This is a genomic window from Actinomyces mediterranea (assembly GCF_900155595.1).
GTDB lineage: Bacteria > Actinomycetota > Actinomycetes > Actinomycetales > Actinomycetaceae > Pauljensenia > Pauljensenia mediterranea.
Genome location: NZ_FTPB01000004.1, coordinates 312,421 through 336,147, shown reverse-complemented (window position 1 = coordinate 336,147; position 23,727 = coordinate 312,421). Strand labels below are relative to the sequence as shown.

Here is a 23,727-nt window from a genome sequence, read left to right as displayed (position 1 = left end):
TACATGAGGATGCCCCGTCAGACGAGAAGCGCGGACTCGACCTTAATACCCCTGTCAGCGAGCACTGCGCGACCATTGAGCCCCTCGAGCTCGAGGAGGACGGAAACGGCGGTGACTTCGGCTCCACAGCGCGACAACAGTTCGACGGATGCCGATGCCGTGCCCCCGGTGGCGAGAACATCATCGATGACGAGGATTCGTGATCCCGGGGCGACGGACTCGGGGCGGATCTCCATACGGGCGGTGCCGTATTCGAGCGCATAGTCGACGCCGATGACATGCCCGGGCAGCTTGCCCGCCTTGCGGATCGTCAGCATCCCGATGCCGAGCTCTGTGGCCAGGGGCGCTCCGAGGATGAAGCCGCGCGATTCGAGGCCCGCGACGGCGTCGACCGTTCCGCGGTATCGCTCCGCGAGGATCTCAATGAGTTTCTTGAAGACTGGGCCATTTGCGATCAGCGGGGTGATATCGCGGAACAGCACCCCGGGTTCGGGGAAATCCGGGATGAGTCCGAGGTTTTCCGATACGAGTTCGGCAACGTCGGCGCCGAGTTCACCGCTCATCGTTGAGCCTTCTTCCTCTTGGGCTGCATGGAGTTGTCGAGTCTGCGCCCCGGCGTCACCGGAGCGACCTTCACCGGTTGGACGACCACGGCTTCGCCATCAGTCACCGTGCGCGACTTCATGACGATCTCATCGTGCTCCCTCGTGCGGCGCATGCGCTCTTGAAACATGACGAGAAGCGGCGAGGCGATGAAGATCGACGAGTAGGTGCCCGCGATCATGCCGATGAAGAGGGCGAGTGAGATATCGGTGAGGGTGCCCGTTCCGAGCAGCACTGAGCCGATAATGAGAATCGAGCCGACCGGCAGGAGGGCGACGACGGAGGTATTGATCGAACGGACCATCGTCTGATTCACGGCGAGATTCACGTATTCGGCGAAGGTGTAGTGCTTTTGGTCGTACACATCGGCGGTCAGCTCACGCACCTTATCGAAAACGACGACCGTGTCGTAGAGCGAGTAACCGAGGATCGTCAGGAAGCCGATAACGGTTGCCGGAGAGACTTCCACCTGGGTAATCGCGAAGACGCCGATGGTCACGGCGATGTCGTGAAGGAGTGACAGCAACGCCGCAGCCGCCATTGTCCACGATCGGAAGTAGATCGTCATGAGGAGTGCGACGAGGACCATGAAGATCACCAGCGACTGCGCGGCCTTCGACGTGACTGCGGCGCCCCACGACGGGCCGATCGACGAGGACTGCACATCCGCAGAGTCGACGCCATAGCCGCTCGCCAGGGCGCCGCGGATCTGACCGGCTTGGGCCGAGTCCACGGACTCGGTCTGAATGCGGACGCCGTTCGTGCCGACCTTCGTGACCTTCGCAGACGAGACGACTCCGGTACCCGTCACTATGTCACTAGCGAGCGACTCGGACTGATCGGACACGTTCGTCACATCGAATTGTGCGCCGCCGGTGAACTCGATTGATCGGTTAAGCCCGATGACGGCGACGAGAAGGAATCCCAGGGCGATGACCCCGGCGGCGATACCGACGAAGAGTCGGCGCTTGGGAACGACCGGATAGGATTTATCACCGGAGTACAGGGCGTTGCCCCACTGGGCGAAGCTCATCATCGCTCCTCCCCTTCCTGCTCGGACACGGATGCGTCGACATTCGAGTCAGCATCTTGTACGGCGAGGCGTTCGGCGCGCCGCCGCTGTGCGATGGACATGGGCTGATCATCAGACATCCGCGCTGTGCGCTGAGTCGGGGTGGTGACTCGTCCGCGACCGGCGTAGACCAGACCGGAGCGGGCACCGAGGTGCTCGGCGTCGAGGCCAGAGAGCCTGTGGCCGTCGCCGAAGAACCGGGTGCGAATGAGCAGCTCCATCATCGGATGGGTGAAGAGGAAGATGACGACGAGGTCGATCACGGTGGTCACACCGAGAGTGAAGGCGAAGCCCTGGACTCCACCGACGGCAAGCAGGTAGAGCACGACCGCTGCAACGAGATTGACGGCATCGGAGACGACGATCGTGCGCTTGGCTCGATCCCACCCCTCATCGACGGCGGCCTGCAGCGGACGCCCGTCACGGACTTCATCGCGGATCCTCTCGAAGTACACGATGAAGGAGTCCGTCGTGACGCCGACTGCCATGATGAGGCCCGCCACGCCTGCGAGGGAGAGTCGATATCCGACGCCCCACGATAAGAGCGCGATGACGAGATAGGTGAGGGCGGAGGCGATGACCAGTGAACCGGCGGAGATGATCGCAAGGCCCCTGTACTGCCAGATGAGGTAGAAAATCACCAGGATGAGGCCGATGATGCCCGCCCACAGGCCCTTCTCGAGGTGGTCAGAGCCGAGGGTTGCGGAGATCTGCTGCTCCGACTCGACCTCGAAGTTGAGGGGCAGGGAGCCGAAGTTCAACTGGTTGGCGAGCGCCGTCGCCGATGTGGCGGTGAAGTTCCCGGTGATCTGTGCTCTGCCATTGGAAATGATGGCATTCATCGCAGGAGCGGTGATCACGGTTCCGTCGAGGACCACAGCGAAGTGGTTGCGGTCGGGAGTGTTGTAGAAGGAGGAGCCCTGCGCATCCTTTTTCTGGAAGCCGAAGAGGATGGTGGACGATTCCGCGAAGGCCGTCGTGCCCTCCGCGTCGAACTGCAGATCGACGCCCCACTGTCCCGTTGTCTGCCCCGTCGAATTTGTGACCTGCGCGCCGACTGCCGAGTCGAGATTCGAACCGGGAACGGTGACCGGGCCGAGGAGGTACTTGATCTGACCGGACTGGTCGCACGCGGCGTATGGCTTATCGGGGGCTCCCTCTTGGCGACTCGTCCCGGTAGTGCAGTCAAGGGTGTAGAAGTCGACGAGCGCCTTCTCGGTCACCCACGCGAGGTCCGAGGCGTTTTCCGGCGTCGAAGCGGGCTCATCGGAGATGGTGCCATCCCGGTTGACGTCGGCGAGACTCGTCGCCGTCGCTGTGTCGACTGCAGTCGACACGACCTTCCCGGACTGCGATTCATCGGCCGAGGACTGCGCCGCATCACCCGACTGCGCATCGGGGGATGTCGCAGCGGTGGAATCGGCAGCCTTCGCCGTTTTGACGGCCGCTCCGATCCGCAGGACGGGTCGGAAGTTCATCTGGGACGATGATCGGATGAGGTCAAGGGTCTCCTGGGAAGGAGTCCCCGGGATCGATACGACGATATTCTCAGACCCCATTGATGTGATCTCAGACTCGGCAACACCGGAAGCGTCAATACGATTGCGGATGATCGAAATCGCCTCATCGATATCGTCCTCGGTAATCGCGCGGTCACCTTCTTCGGTGGACGTCGGCGTGAGGATCAGCTGGGTGCCGCCCTGAAGATCGAGGGCGAGTGAGGGGACGAGCGGAACGCCCCTCGCCGCGTTCCCGATGACGAGGGCGAACGCGCCCGCGATCATCGCAACGATGAGGGTGACGAGTGAGCGCACTGGTCGGCGCTTACGAGTAGACACGGTAGTACTCCCAGGCCCGCGTTGCGGGGTCAGTTCTTGTCGTCGTCGGTTTGGACCGGCGAAGTGGCTGAATCGAGTCCGAGGACTGGCTCATCTGCGACAGCGTCGTCAAGCGCCTCCGGCTCGTCAGCGGCGAAGGGCGGTTCGACTCCGACCTCGCGGATCATCGCGCGGTCCCAGTACATCTCGGTACCGTCCTGGGTCTGGAGGACAATGACATCCCCGTCCTGATCGACGAAACGACCCCAGAAGCCGACCGCAGTCTTCACCCATGCACCCGGAACCATCTGCTCCGCCATATCGCGTTCGCGCTGAGCCTGCTGTTCGACCATGCGCCGACGGTTGCGGCTCGAGAACACCATCATTGCGATGAGAAGCAGCGCAAGGAGTATGTACATACTGTACTTGGAGAGGAAGTCGGCCACAGATGCCTCTTTCTTAGATAGTCAAGCGCGCGGATGGCGCACCCCGGGCTAGTGTAATGCCGCGAACGGCAATTGGCGATTATCGCCGTTGCGAATCACGAAAACAGCGTTGACTCTGCGGGCGGAGTGAGGCCGAGGTGTTTCCAGGCCTTCGACGTCGCGGCCCTGCCCCGGTTCGTCCTCATTAGGAATCCCTCGCGCACGAGGAAAGGCTCGGCCACGGTCTCCACGGTCTCGGCCTCTTCTCCGACAGTTACGGACAGGGTCGTCAGACCGACGGGGCCTCCGGCGAAGCGCAGACAGACCGCTTCGAGGACTGCACGGTCGAGCCTGTCGAGCCCGACGCGATCCACTTCGAAGAGTTCGAGAGCACTGCGCGCGGCATCAAGGGTGAGCCGCCCATCCCCCCGCACCTGGGCATAGTCGACGACACGCCTGAGCAGACGATTCGCAATACGGGGTGTGCCGCGCGAGCGTGAAGCGATCTCGCGGGCGGCACGAGCGTCCAGCGGTGCCCCCAGAAGGTCCGCAGATCGTGTGACGACGGATTCGAGTTCCTCGGTCGTGTAGAAGTCGAGGTGCGCGGTGAAACCGAAGCGGTCGCGCAGCGGGGCGGGAAGGAGCCCCGAACGAGTCGTCGCCCCGACAACGGTGAAAGGCGGCAGGGTGAGAGGAATCGATGTCGCACCGGGCCCCTTTCCGACGACGACATCGACGCGGAAGTCCTCCATCGCCAGGTAGAGCATTTCCTCGGCGGTGCGCGCAAGGCGGTGAATCTCATCAATGAAGAGGATGTCGCCCTCTTGAAGGCCGGACAGGATCGCGGCGAGGTCGCCGGCATGCTGGATCGCGGGTCCCGAGGTGAGCCGCAGGGACGAGCCCATTTCTTGGGCGATGATCATGGCGAGAGTCGTCTTGCCGAGTCCCGGCGGGCCTGCGAGCAGCACATGATCCGAGGGGACTCCTCTGCCCCTGGCAGCGTCGAGGACGAGTTGCAGCTGATTGCGCACGACGTGCTGGCCGACGAACTCCGCGAGGCGCTTGGGCCGCAAAGCCGCTTCGGCGGCACGCTCGAGTTCGCCCGCGTCGGGCGCCACGATGCGGGTCTCGTTTGCGTTTGATCCGTCAACCACGGTGTCCCCCCAGCTTCACGAGGGCGGCACGCAGTAGGTCGGAGGCACCCAGTCCCTGTCCGCCCAGCGTCTCGATTGCATCGGATGCCTGTGATTCGCTCCAGCCCAGGGAGATGAGAGCCGCCTTCACCTCGGTTTCGACTTCACCGGTGATGGGCGGCGCGACGGGGTCGAGGCTTGCGGGTTGTCCGAGCTTATCCCCGATCTCGAGCGCCATCCTCTGGGCAGACTTCTTGCCTACTCCGGGGATGCGCTGCAGTGCGGCGAGGTCCTGGTCACGGATGGCGCGCCGAAGATCGTCCGGGGTGAGGACCGCTAGTGCCGCGAGGGCGATCCTCGGCCCGATTCCCGACACCGTCTGGAGCGTTTCAAAGGTGTCGCGCTCGTCCGGGTGGGCGAATCCCATGAGTGTGAGGGAGTCCTCTCTGACAATGAGAGACGTGTGAACGGTGACGTCGTCGGAGACGTCGATCGATTGGGCGAATACGGGGGTGACTCGCACGGCGAAGCCGAGGCCGTGGACTGACAGGACGATCGAGTCGAGCCCGCGTGAGACGACCCGTCCGGTGAGTTGTGCGATCATTGTCTCCCTTTCACACGCCCGCAGGCGAACACCTGTACGATCCTAACCGTCTCGCAGGCGCGGATCGACTGCGCCGGTACGGCGTTGCGCGGCAGCGGCTTCAGCCCATGCCCTCTGCGCGCTCGTCATCTCCCCGCGCGACGTCAAGCGCCCGGACAGTGACACGGTGACCCGGGAGTCGTCGCCCGCACCGAGCAGGCCGGTCCCTCGCCACGCATGGCAGATCGCAATCGCAAGGGCGTCGGCAGCATCCGCCGGCGTGGGGGCATGCGCGAGGCCGAGGATCCTCGCGACCATCGCCTGGACCTGGGCCTTACCCGCAGTGCCATTCCCCGATACCGCCGATTTCACCTCCGAGGGGGTGTGGACCGCCATCGGCAGCCCCGCTCTCGCGACGCAGGTCATCGCCGCGCCCATCACCTGCATCGTCGTCGTGACCGATTGGAGGTTCTCCTGGGCAAAGACCCTTTCGATGGCGACGACGTCGGGCTGATAGGCCGCAATCACATCGTCGATGGCGTCGGCGATGGCCCGCAGGCGGAAATGCGTCGCGAGATCCTTATTCGAACGGGCGACGCTCACGTGGACGAGCGTCGCCTTGCGGGTGGCATCCACATCAACGACGCCAAGACCGCACCTCGTGATACCGGGGTCGATCCCCATGACGCGCATGCGTCAGTCCTCCTCAGGCACCAGTGAGAGCAGCGCCCGCGCAGGCAGGGCCGAGTCTCACTCTTCTTCTTCGAGCTGCACGCGGACCTCGTCGGACATCGTCATATTGTGGAAGATGTTCTGCACGTCGTCGGACTCGTCGAGCGCATCAATGAGCTTATTGACCTTGAGGACGCTATCGAGTTCGAGTTCGACATCCGTGGAGGCGACGAACTGCACTTCCGCAGAGTCGTAGTCGATGCCTGCTTCTTGGAGTGCCTTGCGGACCTCGATGAGATCCGAGGGGTCCGATTCGATGATGAAGCCGTCTCCGGTGTCGATGACCTCTTCGGCGCCCGCCTCGAGCACCGCCTCCATGATCGAGTCCTCGTCGACACCGTCTGCTGCGGGCACTTCGATGATGCCGCGGCGCGAGAAGAGGAAGGCGACCGACCCGGGATCGGCCATGGAGCCGCCGGAACGGGTGAAAGCGAGCCGCACATCCGAGGCCGCGCGGTTGCGGTTATCGGTGAGGCATTCGACATAGAAGGCGACGCCCGCAGGGCCGTAACCCTCATACATGATGGTCTCGTAGTTCGCACCCCCGGCTTCAGCGCCGGAGCCGCGCTTGACGGCGCGCGTGATGTTGTCGGCGGGGACGGAATTCTTCTTCGCCTTCTGGATGGCGTCGAACAGTGTCGGGTTGCCGGCGGGGTCGCCGCCTCCTGTGCGCGCCGCGACCTCGATGTTCTTGATGAGGCGCGCGAACAGCTTGCCGCGCTTGGCGTCGATGGCGGCCTTCTTATGCTTGGTGGTCGCCCACTTGGAGTGTCCCGACATCAGTTCTCCTTCAACAGTGGTTCTGAATACGGACCCAGTGTAGCGGCCGACGGGTCCGATGCCTCATTCGGCATGGGGCGCAGTGACGCCCATTACGCGTAGGACACGGGCGCGTGGATGACGCTCATTCGGCACCCCTTGGAGGGGATCTCCTCCCACTCGCCATCGAAACGGCACACGAGGGCGGTCCCCGTAGCCACTCCGCCGTGCAGCTCCTTCGCATCCTCCTCGCAGGCCAGTTCCCGCCCCGTGTGCGAGATCGTCGGCTCGTGTCCGACGATGAGGACGGCGTCCCCGCTCATTGTCCGCACGATGTCGAGGACTTCGTCGACATCGGCGTAGTACAGAGCCTCGTCGACCCATCCCTTCTTCACGGACACCGATGCGTTGATCTCATTAAAGGTCTGACGCGCGCGCATGGCCGATGAGACGACGGCGCAGGAGAAGTGCGCGGCCTCTTGTGCGATCAAGGCTCCGAGGCGGTTCGCTTGAGCGCGTCCGGCGGCGGACAGGCGGCGCTGTTCATCGCGCAGCGAGAAGGAGGAGGCGTCGCCGTGGCGGACGAGGACGAGAGTGCGTACAGTCATAGCGCTGAGACTACTCCCGGTTTGGAGGAGAACCATGGCATTGTCACCGGGGCGTGAAGAAGGCGTCTGTCAGGCGCGCGACTGCCGCCGCCCGGCACGCCTGATCATCACGTGGTCGAATCCGAAGATCCCGTGGAGCGATTCGAAGACGTGGCTGGCGTGCGGCGAGCACGAGAACGCCCTCGTGAAGTACATGGAGTACCGGGGTTTCCCCTACGAGGTGCACCCGATCAACGGGCGATCGTAGCCGCGCCTCGTCCGGAGTCGCGGGGCATAGGCCATGAGTCCACGGGCCGATCGTTCCAGGTCAGCGCGTGAAGGGCACCGACGAGGCCATCCACTCCTTCAACGTCCAGATCGGTGGGCCAGTCGAGTACGACGGTGCCCGTGTTCCTCATGAAGTGGGTCATAACGAGGGAGCCTGAAATATTGTCCGCGAGGGTCGCGGCGAGGAGCCTTGTGAGCGCCCCGTGAATGACGAGCACCCCCACAGCGTCATCATCGTGCACGCGCGTGAGGGCAGCGACCTCGGCGACCACCGGCAGAGCGCGGGCCAGCGCCTCCCTCCCATTCTCCGCTCCCTCCATGCGCCGCTCGAGGCGGCCGTGGGACCAGGCGCCCGTCACCTCCACGTATCGGCGCTCCGCTACGGCGTCGAAGTTCATCTCGATATCGCCGCATCGAAGCTCCCGGATCCCCCGGCGGACCAGAGGCGTCAGCGAGTACCTGTCGCATAGCGGCCGGCAGGTCTGCTTCGTCCTCGTCAGCGGGGACACTGCCAGGACGCTGGGCGGGGGCGCGACCTCGTCCTCCCATCTCCTGGCCAGGTGTTCGGCCTGTGAGAACCCCACGGCGCTCAGTGGTGCGCCCGGGCGCACCGTATCGAGGGCACCGAGTACATTCGACACAGTCTGTCCGTGTCTGACGAGCACGATCCTCATGCCATTCCCCTCCTACTGCCAGAACAGGCGATCCATGACGGCCCTCGACTTGCGGGCGGCCCTCATCCAGTCCTCTTCCAGCTGCACCTCACCACCTGCGGGGTAGCCGAGGATACGGGCGAGGGGGATGAGGTCGCGGCCGACTCGTGGCACTGAGTCCAGTTTGGCACCCGATGTCCGCCCCGTCGCCAGGACATTCGCCGCGCGGATCCTCGATGCGAGAGTCCATGAGTCCATGAGGATGCGGGCGTCATCCTCAGAGAGGATGCCCGCGCCGACGAGGCGCTCGCACGCAATAGAGGTTGAGGGGGTGCGCAGTGACGGATTCTCGCGCCCATGTGCGAGTTGCAGCAGTTGCACGACCCATTCGACGTCAGTGAGTCCGCCGGGGCCGAGTTTGACGTGACGCGCGGGTTCGGCGCCCCTGGGAAGGCGCTCGGTTTCCATGCGGGCCTTGAGCAGGCGTATGTCTTTGAGTTCGTCGCCGCTCAGCTCTGTTGCGTAGCATTTCGCCTCGATGACCCCCATGAGGGCATCGGTCAAGTCCGCAGGGCCGGCTGCGGGGCGTGCTCGTAGGAGTGCCTGGCGTTCCCAGGCGGATGCCCACTTCGTGTAATAGTCCTCGTAGGAGACGACCGTCCTCGAAATCGGGCCCGATCGCCCCTCCGGGCGCAGGCCGAGGTCGACGGCGAGACTCATCTGTGTCGTCATCGAGCCCATGAGTGCCCTGACGCGGTTGATGATCGTCGTCGCCGACTCTTGTGCCTCGGCCTCGCTCGCCCCATTGCAGGCGCGGTGGACGGCCATGACATCCGCATCGGAGGCGTAGGAGGTTTCGCGCCCCCCGTATCGCCCCATTGCGATGAGGCCGACCTCGGCCCGGTCGGCGCCCCATGTCAAGCGGTCCTCCCGCGCAGCGATGAGCAGGGCGCCCTCGAGTGCGGCATCGCATGCGTCGGACAGTGCGGTCGCGGTGGCGCCGACGTGACAGAGCAGGTCGGATAGAGCGCTGCGGAGCATTTCGCGCGAGCGCACCGCCCTCACGCGGCTGGCGGCGCCGTCGGAGTCCGTGTGCCGCCCGACGAGGGAGGCGACCTCTGTGCGGAGCCGCTCGCGGCTCCTCTGTTCGAGTTCGGCATCGGAGTCGAGCCAAGCAATAGCCTCGGGCCGATTCGATAGGGCGTCTACCACCCACCGTGAGTTCGGGAGCATCGAGCACAGCCTGGAGGCGGCCACACCGGAGTCCCTCAGCAGGGCGAGATACCAGTGGGAATCTCCGATCTGCTCCGACAGCGCGCGGAAGTTGAGCAGGCCCATATCCGGGTCGGCGCCGTCCGCCAGCCATGAGATGAACACGGGGAGCAGGTGGCGCTGGATCTTCGCTCTGCGCGAGGTCCCCTGCGTGAGAGATGCGATATGTGCGAGCGCCCCATTGGGGTCGATATAGCCGATGGCGCGCAGGCGCGCCCGGGCGCCCTCGTCGTCGAGGGCCGCGGCGTGCGCGGACAGGCCCGCTGTCGCAGCGACGATCGGCCGGTAGAACATGTCCTCGTGGAGTTCGCGCACCCGCCCCCTCACCCTCGTCAATTCCGTCACGAGGTCGTCTGCGGTTGAGAAGTGCCCCGGGGCGATCGACCTGCCCATGACGCGCAATTCGTCGTCGGAGGTCGGCACGAGGTGAGTGCGCCGCATCCGCGTCATCTGAGCGCGGTGCTCCACCGTGCGCAAGAAGCAGTAGCAGTCGGTGAGTTCGGCGGCATCGGCGCGCGCCACGTATCCGCCCGCACTGAGAGCCCCGATCGCGTCGACGGTGGAGGTGAGGCGGAGGGACTCGTCCGTCCTGCCGTGTACGAGCTGGAGGAGTTGGACGGTGAACTCGACGTCCCTCAGGCCCCCGCGTCCGAGCTTGATCTCGCGGTCCGCCTCCTTATGGGGGATCGCCTCTTCGACGCGGCGGCGCATCGCCCTCGCATTGTCGACGAAGCCCTCGCGGCCTGCGGCGCTCCACACGTAGCGGCTTGCGACATGTTCGAATGAGGAGCCCAACGCTGCGTCGCCCGCACAGTGGCGCGCTTTGAGGAGAGCCTGGAACTCCCAAGTCTGCGCCCATTTGTCCCAGTAGGCGACGAAGGAGTCGAGGGTACGCACAAGCACGCCATTGCGTCCCTCGGGGCGAAGATTCGCATCCACGGCCCACAGCGGCTGCTCGGCTCCCGCCCCCGAGCACGCCTGCGCGAGCATGGCCCCCAAGCGCGACCCGATTTCGACGGCGTCCCTCTCATCGACGCTCTCAGTGGGTTCGACGACGTACACGACGTCAACGTCGGAGATGTAGTTGAGCTCCCTTCCCCCCGCCTTTCCCATGGCGATGACGGCGAACCTCACCCGGCCCGTCGGGTCGACATCACGCCTGGCGAGCGCAAGCGCCGCTTCGAGGGCCGCATCGGCAAGGTCGGCGAGTCGGCGCGCCACATCGGGCACAACGGCAACCGGATCGTCACAGGTCGCATCGTCGGCGATGATATCGAGGAGAATACGCCGATAGGCGAGGCGCAGGTCGTCGCCATTGGCCCTATCGCTAGCACAGGGCAGCGCAGAATCGGGATCCGCGCCGACGGATGCGAGCAGTTCATCGCGCGCCCGCCCCGGTTCTTCCCACACGTCCCGAGCGCATTCGGGACGCGCGACGAGGTAGTCGCCCCACCATGCGGAAGCGCCGAAAACGGCGATGAGACGCGTCAGCCTGTCACCGCCGCGCCGCACCGCCTCGTCGATGATGGAAGGGTCTGCTTCGTAGAGCCGACTCGCTTGGAGCGTCGCCTGATCGGGATTCGCACTGCGCTCCAGGACGGGCAGCCATTGCGCGGCCTCCCCCGGCAGTGCGGCGAGGAGCTGTGCGCTGCGCGCTCCATCCATGAAACCCCGTCCGCGCAGGTCTTTAGAGCTGATCTCCATCAGTAGACCTTGAGGAACTGACGGATCTCCTGTGGAGTGATCTGGCGACGGTACTCATGCCACTCGTTCTCCTTGTTGCGCACCACGTAGTCGAAGACCTCCTCGCCGAGTGCCTCGGCGACCAACTCCGATTCCCTCATGAGGCGCACGGCCATCGACAGTGAACTCGGAAGGGCGTGGATTCCCAAGACCTGGCGCTCGCGGTCGGTGAGGTCCCAGACATTGTCCTCCGCCTCGGGCATCAACTCCATGCGCCTGTCGATGCCGTCGAGGCCCGCGGCGATGAGGACGGCAAGTGCGAGATAGGGGTTCGCGGCAGGGTCGAGGGCGCGGTACTCGATCCTCGCGGCGCGCTGCTTATCCGGCTTATACAAGGGGACGCGGATGAGCGCAGAGCGGTTGTTGTGGCCCCAGCACACGAATGAGGGGGCCTCTCCCCCTCCCCACAGGCGCTTGTAGGAGTTGACGTGCTGGTTGGTGACTGCAGTGATCTCGCAGGCGTGTTCGAGGACTCCTGCGATGAAGTGCCGCCCGGTGGCGGAGAGCTGGTATTCGCCCGAGGGATCGTAGAAGGCGTTCTCGTCGCCCTCGAAGAGGGAGATATGCGTGTGCATGCCCGAACCGGGGTGGTCGATGAAGGGCTTGGGCATGAAGATCGCCGCGAGGTCCTCGCGTAGGGCGACCTCTTCGATGACGGTGCGCGTCGTCATGATATTGTCCGCTGCGCTGACCGCGTCGACGGCGCGCAGGTCGATCTCGTTCTGCCCGGGGCCGCCCTCGTGGTGGGAGAATTCGACGGCGATGCCCATGTCTTCGAGCATCTGCACGGCTTTGCGCCGAAAGTCGTTGGAGTGACCGCGGGCGACGTGGTCGAAATACCCGGCGTTGTCGACGGGGATCATGCGGTCGATGCCGACGGGTTGTTTGAGGATGTAGAACTCGATCTCGGGGTGCACCATGACGGTGAAGCCCATTGATCGGGCCTTCTCGACGACCCTTTCGAGGACGCCGCGAGGATCCGAGTGCGCTTGCTGGCCATCGGGGGTGAGGACGTCGCAGAACATTCTGCCGACCGCCTCGCCGCTGCCCCTCCACGGCAGGAGCTGGAATGTGGAGGCGTCGGGGCGCAGCAGCATATCGGATTCGAAAACGCGGGTCAGCCCTTCAATGGCGGAGCCGTCGAAGCCGATGCCCTCGTTGAAGGCGTCTTCGAGTTCACCAGGATCGATGGCGACGGATTTGAGGACTCCCGCTACATCGGTGAACCACAGCCGAATGAAACGGATGTCACGCTGTGCGACTTCCCTGAGTACTTTCTCCTGTTGGACATCCATGTCGTAACCATCCTCGTCAGTCGTCACCGCATGCGCGCCGGATGCCCGCCGCCGTACCGGCGGGCGGGCGCCCGAGTCTGCGAACTATTCGGATCGTGGGGCGAACCCCTTGGCGACGGCGTCGAGCGCCGCCGTGAGCTCGGTGGGGACGACCCACACCTTCGATGCGTTGCCCTGCGCGATCTGCGGGAGCATCTGCAGGTACTGGTAGCTCAAGAGGTCGGGGGTGGGATCCCCCTCGTGGATGGAGGTGAAGACCGTTTGGATTGCTTCGGCCTCGCCCCTGGCGCGGGTGATCGCCGCCTGCGCCTGTCCCTCGGCCCGTAGGATCGCCGACTGTTTCTCGCCCTCCGCCTGGAGGATCTGCGATTGGCGAACGCCTTCGGCGTTGAGGATCGCGGCGCGCTTGTCGCGCTCGGCGCGCAGCTGCTGCTCCATCGCCTGCTGGATCGAGGGCGGCGGGTCGATGGCCTTGAGTTCGACGCGGTTGACGCGGATCCCCCACCTGCCGGTCGCCTCGTCGAGGACGCCGCGCAGCTGAGTGTTAATGGAGTCGCGACTCGTCAGGGTCTGCTCGAGGTCGAGGGAGCCGATGACGTTCCGCAGGGTCGTCACTGTGAGCTGCTCGATGGCCTGGATGAAGTTGGCGATCTCGTATGTCGCATGCATCGGGTCGGTCACCTGGTAGTAGATGACGGAGTCGATGGAGACGACGACGTTGTCGGCGGTGATGACGGGCTGGGGAGGGAAGCTCGTCACCTGTTCGCGCAGGTCGACGCGGCTGGCAATGCGATCGATGAAGGGGACGATGAAGTGGAGGCCGCCGTACATGACCGAGTGGAACTTGCCGAGGCGCTCGATGACGAGTGCACGCGGCTGAGGGACAATCTGAACCGCCCTCGCCAGGGTGATGACAATAAATAGAACGAAGAGTACGAGGACGATGAGTCCGATCGCACCTGAGACATCGATAAGCATCGTGTGATCCAATCTGTGTGAACTGTATGGGGCGTCACGGTGTGAATGGCGCGACGATGGCGGTAGCGCCCTCGATCTTCTCGACGACGACGCGCCCGCCCGGCGCGATGATCGAGCCGGCGGTCCGAGCCGACCAGATCTCGCCATCGAGGCGGACCCTGCCATCCGCGGAGGTTACCGTTTCAACGACTTCTGCGTGTTTGCCGACGAGCCCCTGCGCATTGGTCGCAATGCCGGGGGTCGAGCGCCGCAGGTGGGTCTTGAGCCACGGGCGGAGCAGGAGCAGCAGCAGGCACGAGGCGATCGCAAAGACGCCGACTTCGATGGGTAGCCCCGGATGGAGGAGGCTCACCGCACTGGCACTGAGGGCCCCGAGTGCAAACATGAGGAAGACAAGGTCGACGGTCGCGACCTCGATGATGCCGAAAACGACGGCTGCGGCGAGCCACCAGAGTGCATTCATGTCATTGTCCTGTTCCGGAGTTCTATCGAGGGGGCGCCCCATGTGCCCGCCAGCGCCCGTCGGAGCATTCGGCCTCGAGTTCGAGCCCATAGGCGTCCGACAGATTCGCGCCGGTGATTACCTCGTCAATGGGGCCCGCGGCCCTGATACGCCCGGAGGCCATGAGTGCTGCGTGCGTCATTCCCGAGGGGATCTCTTCGATCTGATGCGTGACGAGGATGAACTGGGGCGCCCTGGCGCCCGTGATGATCTCCTCGAGAGCGCCGACGAGCATCTCCCTCGCGCCCAGGTCGAGTCCTGCGGTCGGCTCGTCGAGGATGAGGACTTCGGGATCCGTCATGAGGGCACGGGCCAAGAGGACGCGCTGCTCCTCGCCCTCGGACAGGGTCGAGAACTCCTGTTCGGCGACGGAATCGACTCCGAAGGCGGTCAGCAGATCTGATGCGCGCTGTTCGTCGACTTCGTCGATCTTCTCAGAAGTGCGCATGTTGACGCCCCATGCTCCAGCGAGGACGAGTTCGCGCGCGCTGACGCGCCCGCGGATGAACGGGCGCACGGAGTGGGAGACGAAACCGATGCGGGTCCGCGACTCGGCCGGATCGCACTGCCCGAGGTCCTCACCGTCCAAGAGGGCGGTGCCGGAGACGAGGCCGATGCGGCCCGCCGCTGCGCGCACCAGTGTCGTCTTCCCCGCTCCATTGGGACCGAGGATCACCCAGTGTTCTGCGCGCCGAGTCTGCCAGGACACATCGTCGAGGATCCGCCGACCGCGGCGGACGACTGAGGCATCGGTGAGAGCGAGGACGGAGGTCATGGGGTCAAGAGTACCCATGACCCCGACCACACGCCCGCCAACGCGTCACACGAGGGTGCGATACAGCTGCGCGGTCTTCTCACCGATGGCGTCCCACGAGAAGTGATCGCGTGCACGGGCGAGGCCGGCGCGCCCCATCTCCTTCGCTTTGGCGGGGTCGTCGAGGACGCGGATAAGCCTATCGGCCATCGCCTCCTGGAACGCCGCCGGATCGAGGGGGGTGCCCGTTCCGTCCTGCTTCTGCTCGATCGGGATGAGGTAGCCCGTCTCGCCGTCGACAATGACATCGGGGATGCCGCCGGTTGCGGTGCCGACGACGGGTAGCCCGAGAGCCATCGCTTCGAGGTTGACGATGCCGAGTGGTTCGTACACCGACGGCGTGATGAACACGTCCGCTGCGTCGAGGATGGCCGCGACCTCGGGCTGGGGAAGCATCTCCGTGATGAGGACGACGCCCTCGCGCGTCGCCTTGAGGTCGGCAACGAGGGAGTCCACTTCGGCGGCGATCTGCGGGGTGTCGGGGGCTCCTGCGCATAGCACGATCTGAACGTCATCGGGCAGGAGTCGCGCGGCGCGCAGGAAGTGCGGAAGGCCCTTCTGACGGGTGATGCGTCCGACGAAGACAACGGTCCTCTTGTCCGGGTCGATCCCATGATCGGCGAGAACACGGACCTGGCGCTCGCGCTCCGCATCGCCCTCGGGGCAGCGCCACTTGGCGAGGTCGATGCCGTTATGGATGACCTTCACGCGATTGGGGTCGACTGCCGGATAGCAGCGCAGGATGTCCTCGCGCATGCCATTCGATACGGCGACGATCGCTGCAGCATTCTCATAAGCGGTCTTCTCGACATAGGAGGAGAGGCGGTACCCGCCGCCGAGCTGCTCTGCTTTCCAGGGGCGCAGGGGTTCGAGGGAGTGGGCGGAGATGACATGAGGAACATCGTGAAGCAGTGAGGACAGGTGTCCGGCGAAGTTCGCGTACCAGGTGTGGGAGTGGACGAGGTCCGTCCCCTCCGTGGCGTCGGCGATGAGCAGGTCGACTCCGAGCGTGCGCAATGCGGCGTTGGCGTCAGCGAGTTCGCTCAACTCCGCGTGCCCCACGACCCCGGGGTCGGCGCCGGGCTCGCCGGGAAGGCGCGGACCGTCGAATGCTTGAACGCGCAGGTCGTCGATGCGCGGGCGAAGGACTTTCGCCAGTTCGAGGACGTGTACCCCGGCGCCTCCGTAGACGTGGGGCGGATATTCACGGGTAAGCAGATCGACACGCATCGTCGGCCCTTTCGAACGAGTGTGGGATGGTCGGGATAAGACTGTCGCGCCATGATCGGCATCACGGCGCATACCGATTCTCTATCATCGCATACTTTGCACCTCGCGTGTGATGGGCGACACACCGTGAGATATTCCTGCGCAATGACGTACGTTGAACATACGCTGTGTTCATGGCGAAAAATCACGTTCTTGCGATCGTTCTTGCAGGCGGCGAAGGCAAGCGGCTCATGCCGCTGACAACGGACCGCGCAAAACCGGCTGTTCCCTTCGGCGGTCACTTCCGCCTCATCGACTTCGCGCTGTCGAATATCGTGAACTCCGGCTACCTCAAGATCGTCGTCCTCACCCAGTACAAGTCGCATTCCCTCGACCGTCACGTGACGAAGACGTGGTACACGTCGCCACTGCTCGGCAACTTCATCGCTCCCGTGCCCGCGCAGCAGCGCCGCGGCCCGCACTGGTACCTCGGCAGCGCTGACGCGATCTACCAGTCGCTCAACATCGTTGACGATGAGCGCCCCGACTACATCGTCATCATCGGCGCGGACAACATTTACCGCATGGACTTCTCTCAGATGGTCCAGCATCACATCGACTCTGGGCTCCCCGCAACAGTCGCAGGAATCCGCCAGCCGATCGAACTCGCGTCCGCCCTCGGCGTCATTGACTCCGATGGCGGCGTCATCAAGGAGTTCCTCGAGAAGCCCGCTAATGCCAAAGGTCTGGCGAATGATCCGACGAAGGTGCTCGCGTCGATGGGCAACTACGTCTTCACGACGAAGGACCTAGTGGCCGCGCTGCGCGAGGACGCCGAGAATCCCGACTCCAAACACGACATGGGCGGCAATATCATCCCGTGGTTCGTCGAGCGGGGCGAATGCGGCGTCTATGACTTCCAAGACAATGACGTCCCGGGGTCGACCGACCGCGATCGCAACTACTGGCGCGACGTCGGCACGCTCGACGCCTACTACGACGCGAATATGGATCTCATCTCCGTTCACCCGGTGTTCAACTTGTACAACCGCGAGTGGCCGACAATGACCATGATCGACGGGGCGCTTCCGCCCGCGAAGTTCGTCTACGGTGCTCCGAATTCGCGTTTTGGCCACGCCGTTGACTCCTTCGTCTCCCCCGGCGTCATCATCTCCGGCGGAAAGGTCACGCACTCGATCGTGTCCCCTAATAGCTACGTCCACTCCTGGGCGGAGGTCAACGACTCTGTGCTCATGCACGACTGCCGCATCGGGCGGCACGCCGTCGTCTCAAAGGCGATCCTCGATAAGGGTGTCGTCATCGAAGAGGGCGCCAGCGTGGGCGTCGACCTCGAACGCGACCGGGAACGCGGCTACACGGTGACCGAGTCCGGCATCACCGTCGTATCCAAGGGCACGGTCGTCACCAAGTGAGACGAGGGTCCACCGGCGGCGGCGGAGTCATCGACTTCGGTCGCCCCGGCGATCGTCTTGCGCCGCGGCTCATCGTCACGGATGTCGATTCGACGCTCATTCGCGAAGAGGTCATCGAAGAACTCGCCGAGCACGCCGGTGCCCGCGATGAAGTCGCTGCGATTACTGCGCGCGCCATGAACGGCGAGATCGACTTCGCCCAGTCGCTGCGTGAACGCGTGGCGACCCTCGCAGGTGTCGCCGACTCGGTTTTCGCCGAAGTACTCAGCCAGATCCACCCGACTCCTGGCGCTCAGACGTTCATCGATGCGGTTCACGCCGTCGGCGGGCGCTTCGGAGTCGTCTCCGGAGGATTCGAAGAAGTCGTCGCACCGCTGTGCGAGCGAATGGGAATCGACTTCTGGTTCGCCAATCGGCTCGAAGTGGCCGATGGAATCCTCACCGGCAGGGTCCTCGGCAAGATAGTCACCGCCGAGGCGAAAGTCGCGAAACTTCGCTCCTGGGCGGCAGAATGTGGAATCTCCCTCGCTGAGACGGCTGCCGTCGGCGACGGTGCGAATGACATCCCTATGCTCAAGACCGCAGGGATTGGCATCGCATTCTGCGCGAAACCGGCCGTGCGCGAACAAGTCGAGTTCAGACTCGACACCCCCCGGCTCGATCTGCTCATCGAGCCACTCGGGCTCGCTTCCCCGACGTCTCGGTGATTCTCAGCATCGTCCCATCCCAGCCGCTCCACCACGATCTCGCAAAGTCGGCGAGACCGCGCGGGTAGAGTTCGACACGGGGCGCCAAGGCGGCCAGATCGTCGAGGCCCCACCACCGCTGCTCATCGATGACGTCCCTTTCGAGGTCCGTCCACCCCTCGTCATTGGTCGCGTGAACAGTCGTGTGCCCGATGAAGAACCACTCGTCCTGCTTGGCTGTCACTCTCAAGAAGTCGAAGGTGGCGCTGCGGTGGAGCACCGGGCCGATGAGGTCGAGCGCATCCACGCGGATCGCGGTCTCCTCCCAGAGCTCTCGAACAGCCGCTTCTCTGGGGCTCTCCCCCGTTATCATGCCGCCGCCGATCGTGAACCACCAGTGACGATCCGGCTCATCACGGTCGTGACCGCGTGCAAGCAAGATACGGCCCTTCTCGTCGAAGAGGACGACTCGGGCAGCCTCGCGATGAGGGAAACCGTCCTCGTCGAGCGGCCAGTCCAGGTCCGGGGCGCTCATCGCCCGGCTCTCCTCTCCGACGACTGCGCGAGCGACGTCCGGGTGAGGAAGGTTGTACGGTGTTCGGCGGATTCGAGGAGGAGGCGACGGTCCTCGGCGACGCGCGCCGGATGGGCGCCGATCTTCTCCTGGGTGAGCTGATCGAGGCCGAGGGCGGCGAGGGCGCGCAAGAAGGAACGCATCGCCCGCGTCGCGTCCTTGCCTCCCGCACGTGCCCACTTGAGAGCCGCCTTCCTCCTGCCCTTCTCCGTCACCATCGCGACCTCGGCGGGCAAGATCCATCCGGTGCGCACATAGGGGACGAGGCCTTCTCGGATCGACAGCGCCTCCTTTGACGCCATCCTCAACAGCACGAACATCCAGATCGCGAAGAGGGGCACCTCGTAGAGGATATAGCTGGACAGCCACGCGAGGGCGTTCCCCAGCGAGCCGAAGTAGTTCCACAGGGAGTGGCACGCAACAGCCGCCACCCATCCCGCGAGGATCACAACGACCCGGCGCACCTGCGAGTTCGTGCGCACGACCGCCCACGCGAGGGCGAGGCCGGTGAAGGAAGTCGCCATCGGGTGGACGAAGGGCGAAAAGATTCCACGCAGAACCACCGTCACCGTCAGCACCGATGTGCCCTGCGCATTCGCCTCAAGAAAGTACTGCATGTTCTCGATGAAGGCGAAGCCCGCTCCCGAGTAGCCCGCGTAGATGATGCCGTCGAGTAGCGAGTGAATGGTGGTGCGGCGCACCGCAACGATGAGCAGCACGCCCGCTGCCTTGAAAGTCTCCTCCGCCAGTGGTGCGATGACGACCGCGGTAAAGCGCGTGGCCTCCGTCTCGTCTCCGAGAACGAGAGAGGCGTTGAGCAGTAGCGCCGAATTGATGATGGAGGCGACGAGGATCGCCACTCCCCCGCCCCACACGAAGGCGATGGCCTTCGTCCACCACGGTTCGGGCTCCCAGCGGTCGATATACGCCAGGACGATGAGGACGAGCAGGAGCGGCAGGGATGCAAGTAGGCCGACGAGGGTCGTCGAGTACACGCCCTCGGAGACGATATAGGCACCAACGGCGGCGACGATACAGATGACGCCGATTCCTGTGGCGACGACTTCGAACCACGGGAGGGTCCTCAAAGCGGGGGGAACATTCCACACCGGTGCTCCGCGACCGGGTGCTGGCGGCTCCACCTGGTGAGCGACCTCCCCTGTTCGGCGGATTCTATCGAGGCGGTACTGCTCACCGGGTCCTCCCCAGTCGAGTGTCCTCTCCCCCATTGGTCATCCCTCCTCATGTGCCGACGCGCGCCCGGCGGGCGGCGCGAATAGTCAATTGCGCGCTTTCAATTCCCGTGCGGTGAACCAGATCCGCTGAACGACGGTGATGAAGGAGGCGAGAGCGACCCAGCTGAGGCCGATCGCCACCCACCAGTCCCCCCACCCGAAGTCGGTGACGGCCGCCGCGACGAGGCCGATGAGTAGACGATCCGTCCTCTCCGCGATCCCGAGTTTCGCCACTACCCCGATCGACTCGGCGCGCGCTCTCGCATAGGGGACGGCTCCGGCGCCGACGATGGCGGCGAGTCCGGCCGTCATGGCGACCGTGCGCCACGGCGAGAAAGGCAAACCGGTAATCACCCACGCGGTCAGGGCGGCGAATACCGCACCATCGGCGAGCCTGTCCAGAGTCGAATCGAGGAACGCCCCGAATGGCGTGCCCCCGGTCGTCATCCGCGCAAGGGTCCCGTCCACCGAGTCGCAGAAGAGCACGACTCCCAGAGCGATTGCTCCCTGCCATACGTAGCCGAGCGGCAGCGCAATCACAGCGATCGCGATGGAGACGACGGTCCCTACGACCGTCACCATATTCGGGGTGACCCCCATGCGCGCGAGGAGCCTCGCCGGCGGGGTGAAAATCGCCTTCGTAATGGAACGACCGTGATTTCCGAGCATTCACGCCTCCTTCGGCCATGCATCGGCGAGCAGACGGCGCCCCTCGGAGAGCAGCTGCGGTACCGCCTTCGTACGGGCGATGATGGGCAGGAAATTCGCGTCCCCGAGCCACCGGGGAACGATGTGCTGGTGGAGGTGGGCCGCGATCCCCGCTCCGGAGACTTCGCCCTGGTTCATTCCGAGATTGAATCCCTGTGGCCCCGAGACCCCGCGTTCCACCCGCATCGCGGTCGCAGTGAGTTCACCGAGTTCGATGCGTTCGGCATCGGTGAGATCGGTGTAGTCCGAAACATGCCGGTACGGGCACACGAGAAGGTGCCCGGAGTTGTAGGGGAACAGATTCATCAGGACGTAGCAGGTGCTCCCACGGTAGACGATGAGGGCATCTTCGTCACTGCGCGACGGTGCGGCGCAGAAGGGGCAGTCGGCACCGTTCGACTCGTCCGGCTTGCCCTCTCCGTTGATGTACGCCATCCGATAGGGGGTCCAGAATCTTCCGAAAGCGTCGGGGACACCCGCGAGGCCGCGGGCGTCCTCGGTCGGAAAGGGGATACCTGACGTTCCGCCACTGTCGGTGTTAGCGTCGCTGTTCATGTGTCTCACGCCTGGTCGAGGCCGTCGATGTGGTCGCCGTTGTGGCGCCCCCTGATGTGGGCGTCAATCAGCTCGACCGCACGATCAACGACGATTCCATTGTGTTGCGACCCGTCGCGCAGACGGAAGGACACGGCTCCGGCCTCCACGTCCTCGCCGCCCGCGATAAGCGTGAAGGGAACCTTGTCCTTGGAGGCGTTGCGAATCTTCTTACCGAAACGGTCATCGGAGAGATCGGTTTCAACCCGTACCCCGCGTTCGCGCAGCTTCGCGGCAACGTCTTTCACGTAGCCGTCGAATGCCTCAGCAACGGGGATCAATCGCACCTGGACGGGGGCGAGCCACGCGGGGAAAGCGCCCGCGTAGTGCTCGGTGAGCACGCCGATGAAGCGCTCGATGGATCCGAACTTCGCCGAGTGGATCATGACGGGTTCGCGGCGCGTGCCGTCGGGGGCGGTGAACTCCAGGCCGAAGCGGTGCGGCTGGTTGAAGTCGTACTGGATGGTGGACATCTGCCACGTGCGCCCGATGGCGTCCTTTGCCTGGATAGAGATCTTCGGCCCGTAGAACGCAGCGCCCCCCGGGTCGGCCGTGCACCGGAGCCCAGTGTCGGCGGCGCAGCGCTCCAGAATCGCGGTGGCCTCCTCCCACTGCTCGTCGGTGCCGATAAACTTGTCCTTCTTCTTGCCGTCGGTGTCGCGCGTGGACAGCTCCAAGTAGAAATCGGTGAGCCCGAAGTCCTTCAGCAGGCGCAGCACGAAGGTGAGCAGGTGCTTGATCTCGTCCTCGGCCTGCTCGGGCATGACGTAGCTGTGCGAGTCGTCCTGGGTGATGGAGCGCACGCGGGTGAGGCCCTGGAGCACGCCGGACTTCTCGTTGCGGTAGACCGTGCCGAATTCGAAGAGGCGCAGGGGCAGTTCCCTGTAGGACCTCCCGCGGGCGCGGTAGATGAGGTTGTGCATCGGGCAATTCATGGCCTTGAGGTAGTAGGCCTGGCCCTCGTCGTCCATCGGGGGGAACATGCCGTCCGCGTAGTAAGGCAGGTGGCCGGAGGTGTGGAACAGCTCCTCCTTGGAGATGTGGGGCGTGCCCACGTACTGGAAGCCGTTGGCGATGTGCGCCTCGCGCACGTAGTCCTCCATGACGCGTTTGAGGACGCCGCCCTTGGGGTGAAAGACGGGCAGGCCCGGGCCGATTTCCTCGGGGAAGCTGAACAGGTCGAGCTCGGCGCCGAGACGGCGATGGTCGCGCCGCTCCGCCTCTTTGATGCGCTCCTGGTAGGCGGCAAGGTCGTCCTTCGAGGCCCACGCGGTCCCGTAGACGCGCTGGAGCTGGTCGCCGTTCTGATCACCCTTCCAGTAGGCGGCCGACGACTTGGTGAGGGCGAAGCCGTTGCCGATGAGGCGCGTGGAGGGCAGATGCGGCCCGCGGCACAGGTCCTTCCAGGCGACGGAGCCGTCGCGGCGCACGTTGTCGTACATGGTGAGGGTCGCGCCCCCGACCTCCACGGACGCGCCCTCGGCGCCTTTGCCTTTCGTGGTGACCAGCTCAAGTTTGTAGGGCTGGTCGGCCAGCTCGGCGTGGGCCTCGTCCTCGCCGACCTCGCGGCGGACGAAGCGCTGGCCCTCCTTGATGATGCGCCTCATGCGCTTCTCGAGCTCGCGCAGCAGCTCGGGGGTAACCGCGTCAATATTGCCGAAATCGTAGTAGAAGCCATCGGTGATGAACGGGCCGATGCCGAGGTTCACATCGGGGAACATGTCCTGGACGGCCTGGGCGAGGACGTGCGTCGTCGAATGGCGCAGGATCTCGAGCCCCTCCTGTGATTCCAGCGTGATCGCCTCGACCTCGGTGTCGGCGCTCAATTCGCTCGACAGGTCACGCGCGGTACCGTCGACAAGGATCGCGATGACATCGCGGCGATCCTCGTACCAGGTCGTGCCCGTAGTGCCGACCTCTACGGTCTGATGCGCTCCGTCGATGACGAGGTCGATGCTGGACACGGCTACTCCTTATTCGTTGATGAGCGGACTCAACGAGTCTACCCGTGTCAGCCCCAGGGTTGTGACTC

Annotated in this window: 24 protein-coding genes; 3 read left to right on the top strand and 21 right to left on the bottom strand. The window is 64.6% G+C overall.

The window, feature by feature from the left end; translation table 11 throughout:
• Positions 1 to 17: 17 nt before the first annotated feature.
• The 9 genes from BQ7471_RS05580 to BQ7471_RS05540 all read right to left on the bottom strand — a co-directional run bounded on the left by BQ7471_RS05580 (position 18) and on the right by BQ7471_RS05540 (position 7,732).
• Positions 18 to 563, bottom strand: coding sequence for an adenine phosphoribosyltransferase (locus BQ7471_RS05580; RefSeq protein WP_076464832.1), 546 nt, complete (start codon positions 561 to 563; stop codon positions 18 to 20).
• Positions 560 to 1,639, bottom strand: a complete 1,080-nt coding sequence (gene secF / locus BQ7471_RS05575) for a protein translocase subunit SecF (protein WP_076464830.1) — start codon at positions 1,637 to 1,639, stop codon at positions 560 to 562. The genes BQ7471_RS05580 and secF overlap by 4 nt, the downstream gene beginning before the upstream one ends.
• Positions 1,636 to 3,513, bottom strand: a complete 1,878-nt coding sequence (gene secD, locus BQ7471_RS05570) for a protein translocase subunit SecD (RefSeq protein ID WP_076464829.1) — start codon at positions 3,511 to 3,513, stop codon at positions 1,636 to 1,638. The genes secF and secD overlap by 4 nt, the downstream gene beginning before the upstream one ends.
• Positions 3,514 to 3,542: 29 nt before the next feature.
• On the bottom strand, positions 3,543 to 3,911 hold the full coding sequence (locus BQ7471_RS05565; RefSeq protein WP_076466190.1) for a preprotein translocase subunit YajC: 369 nt from the start codon (positions 3,909 to 3,911) through the stop codon (positions 3,543 to 3,545).
• Positions 3,912 to 4,033: 122 nt separating this feature from the next.
• On the bottom strand, positions 4,034 to 5,071 hold the full coding sequence (gene ruvB / locus BQ7471_RS05560; protein WP_076464827.1) for a Holliday junction branch migration DNA helicase RuvB: 1,038 nt from the start codon (positions 5,069 to 5,071) through the stop codon (positions 4,034 to 4,036).
• Positions 5,064 to 5,654: a Holliday junction branch migration protein RuvA gene (gene ruvA, locus BQ7471_RS05555; protein ID WP_076464826.1), complete on the bottom strand. Its 591-nt coding sequence runs from the start codon at positions 5,652 to 5,654 to the stop codon at positions 5,064 to 5,066. Before ruvA ends, ruvB begins: the two co-directional genes overlap by 8 nt.
• 42 nt (positions 5,655 to 5,696) lie before the next feature.
• Positions 5,697 to 6,326, bottom strand: a complete 630-nt coding sequence (gene ruvC, locus BQ7471_RS05550; protein WP_076464824.1) for a crossover junction endodeoxyribonuclease RuvC — start codon at positions 6,324 to 6,326, stop codon at positions 5,697 to 5,699.
• A gap of 57 nt (positions 6,327 to 6,383) precedes the next feature.
• Positions 6,384 to 7,145 carry a YebC/PmpR family DNA-binding transcriptional regulator gene (locus BQ7471_RS05545; RefSeq protein ID WP_076464823.1) on the bottom strand — a complete coding sequence of 254 codons (762 nt, stop codon included), beginning with the start codon at positions 7,143 to 7,145 and terminating at the stop codon, positions 6,384 to 6,386.
• 92 nt (positions 7,146 to 7,237) lie between these two features.
• Positions 7,238 to 7,732 carry a SixA phosphatase family protein gene (locus tag BQ7471_RS05540; RefSeq protein ID WP_076464821.1) on the bottom strand — a complete coding sequence of 165 codons (495 nt, stop codon included), beginning with the start codon at positions 7,730 to 7,732 and terminating at the stop codon, positions 7,238 to 7,240.
• 34 nt (positions 7,733 to 7,766) lie between these two features.
• On the opposite strand from BQ7471_RS05540, the gene BQ7471_RS05535 reads away from it, so the two are divergent.
• Positions 7,767 to 7,979: a hypothetical protein gene (locus BQ7471_RS05535; RefSeq protein ID WP_076464820.1), complete on the top strand. Its 213-nt coding sequence runs from the start codon at positions 7,767 to 7,769 to the stop codon at positions 7,977 to 7,979.
• Here BQ7471_RS05535 and BQ7471_RS05530 read toward each other — a convergent pair.
• From BQ7471_RS05530 to glgA, 7 genes are all read right to left on the bottom strand, one after another.
• The gene (locus tag BQ7471_RS05530) at positions 7,963 to 8,673 is read right to left on the bottom strand and encodes a histidine phosphatase family protein (RefSeq protein ID WP_076464818.1); all 711 of its coding nucleotides are present in this window, start codon (positions 8,671 to 8,673) and stop codon (positions 7,963 to 7,965) included. The genes BQ7471_RS05535 and BQ7471_RS05530 overlap by 17 nt on opposite strands.
• Positions 8,674 to 8,685: 12 nt before the next feature.
• A complete protein-coding gene (locus BQ7471_RS05525; RefSeq protein ID WP_235821244.1) occupies positions 8,686 to 11,628 on the bottom strand; it encodes a bifunctional [glutamine synthetase] adenylyltransferase/[glutamine synthetase]-adenylyl-L-tyrosine phosphorylase in 2,943 nt (980 codons plus the stop codon).
• Positions 11,628 to 12,962 carry a glutamine synthetase family protein gene (locus tag BQ7471_RS05520; RefSeq protein WP_076464817.1) on the bottom strand — a complete coding sequence of 445 codons (1,335 nt, stop codon included), beginning with the start codon at positions 12,960 to 12,962 and terminating at the stop codon, positions 11,628 to 11,630. Before BQ7471_RS05520 ends, BQ7471_RS05525 begins: the two co-directional genes overlap by 1 nt.
• A gap of 84 nt (positions 12,963 to 13,046) precedes the next feature.
• Positions 13,047 to 13,940, bottom strand: coding sequence for an SPFH domain-containing protein (locus BQ7471_RS05515; protein ID WP_076464815.1), 894 nt, complete (start codon positions 13,938 to 13,940; stop codon positions 13,047 to 13,049).
• A gap of 34 nt (positions 13,941 to 13,974) precedes the next feature.
• On the bottom strand, positions 13,975 to 14,403 hold the full coding sequence (locus BQ7471_RS05510) for an NfeD family protein (RefSeq protein ID WP_076466187.1): 429 nt from the start codon (positions 14,401 to 14,403) through the stop codon (positions 13,975 to 13,977).
• 22 nt (positions 14,404 to 14,425) lie between these two features.
• Entirely contained in the window at positions 14,426 to 15,217 is a 792-nt protein-coding gene (locus BQ7471_RS05505; RefSeq protein WP_076464814.1) for an ABC transporter ATP-binding protein, read from the bottom strand.
• A 45-nt stretch (positions 15,218 to 15,262) separates the two neighbouring features.
• Positions 15,263 to 16,486 carry a glycogen synthase gene (glgA, locus tag BQ7471_RS05500; protein ID WP_076466186.1) on the bottom strand — a complete coding sequence of 408 codons (1,224 nt, stop codon included), beginning with the start codon at positions 16,484 to 16,486 and terminating at the stop codon, positions 15,263 to 15,265.
• 173 nt (positions 16,487 to 16,659) lie between these two features.
• Here glgA and glgC point away from each other — a divergent pair, with 173 nt between their 5' ends.
• Together glgC and serB are read left to right on the top strand one after the other, a co-directional pair.
• The gene (gene glgC, locus BQ7471_RS05495; protein WP_076464812.1) at positions 16,660 to 17,898 is read left to right on the top strand and encodes a glucose-1-phosphate adenylyltransferase; all 1,239 of its coding nucleotides are present in this window, start codon (positions 16,660 to 16,662) and stop codon (positions 17,896 to 17,898) included.
• Between the two features lie 29 nt (positions 17,899 to 17,927).
• Positions 17,928 to 18,605 carry a phosphoserine phosphatase SerB gene (serB, locus tag BQ7471_RS05490; RefSeq protein ID WP_076466184.1) on the top strand — a complete coding sequence of 226 codons (678 nt, stop codon included), beginning with the start codon at positions 17,928 to 17,930 and terminating at the stop codon, positions 18,603 to 18,605.
• Here the strand turns inward: serB and BQ7471_RS05485 are convergent.
• Genes BQ7471_RS05485 through thrS form a run of 5 tightly spaced genes read right to left on the bottom strand, consistent with a single transcriptional unit; the run spans position 18,565 to position 23,659 of the window.
• The gene (locus BQ7471_RS05485; protein ID WP_076464811.1) at positions 18,565 to 19,119 is read right to left on the bottom strand and encodes an NUDIX hydrolase; all 555 of its coding nucleotides are present in this window, start codon (positions 19,117 to 19,119) and stop codon (positions 18,565 to 18,567) included. The two genes, serB and BQ7471_RS05485, sit on opposite strands and share 41 nt — an antisense overlap.
• Positions 19,116 to 20,387 (bottom strand): PrsW family intramembrane metalloprotease, encoded by a 1,272-nt coding sequence (locus BQ7471_RS05480; RefSeq protein WP_076464809.1) that lies wholly within the window; start codon positions 20,385 to 20,387, stop codon positions 19,116 to 19,118. Before BQ7471_RS05480 ends, BQ7471_RS05485 begins: the two co-directional genes overlap by 4 nt.
• Before the next feature lie 51 nt (positions 20,388 to 20,438).
• The gene (pgsA, locus tag BQ7471_RS05475; RefSeq protein ID WP_076464808.1) at positions 20,439 to 21,062 is read right to left on the bottom strand and encodes a phosphatidylinositol phosphate synthase; all 624 of its coding nucleotides are present in this window, start codon (positions 21,060 to 21,062) and stop codon (positions 20,439 to 20,441) included.
• The gene (locus BQ7471_RS05470; RefSeq protein ID WP_076464806.1) at positions 21,063 to 21,656 is read right to left on the bottom strand and encodes an HIT family protein; all 594 of its coding nucleotides are present in this window, start codon (positions 21,654 to 21,656) and stop codon (positions 21,063 to 21,065) included.
• Positions 21,657 to 21,661: 5 nt separating this feature from the next.
• Positions 21,662 to 23,659 (bottom strand): threonine--tRNA ligase, encoded by a 1,998-nt coding sequence (gene thrS / locus BQ7471_RS05465; RefSeq protein WP_076464805.1) that lies wholly within the window; start codon positions 23,657 to 23,659, stop codon positions 21,662 to 21,664.
• Between the last annotated feature and the right edge of the window lie 68 nt (positions 23,660 to 23,727).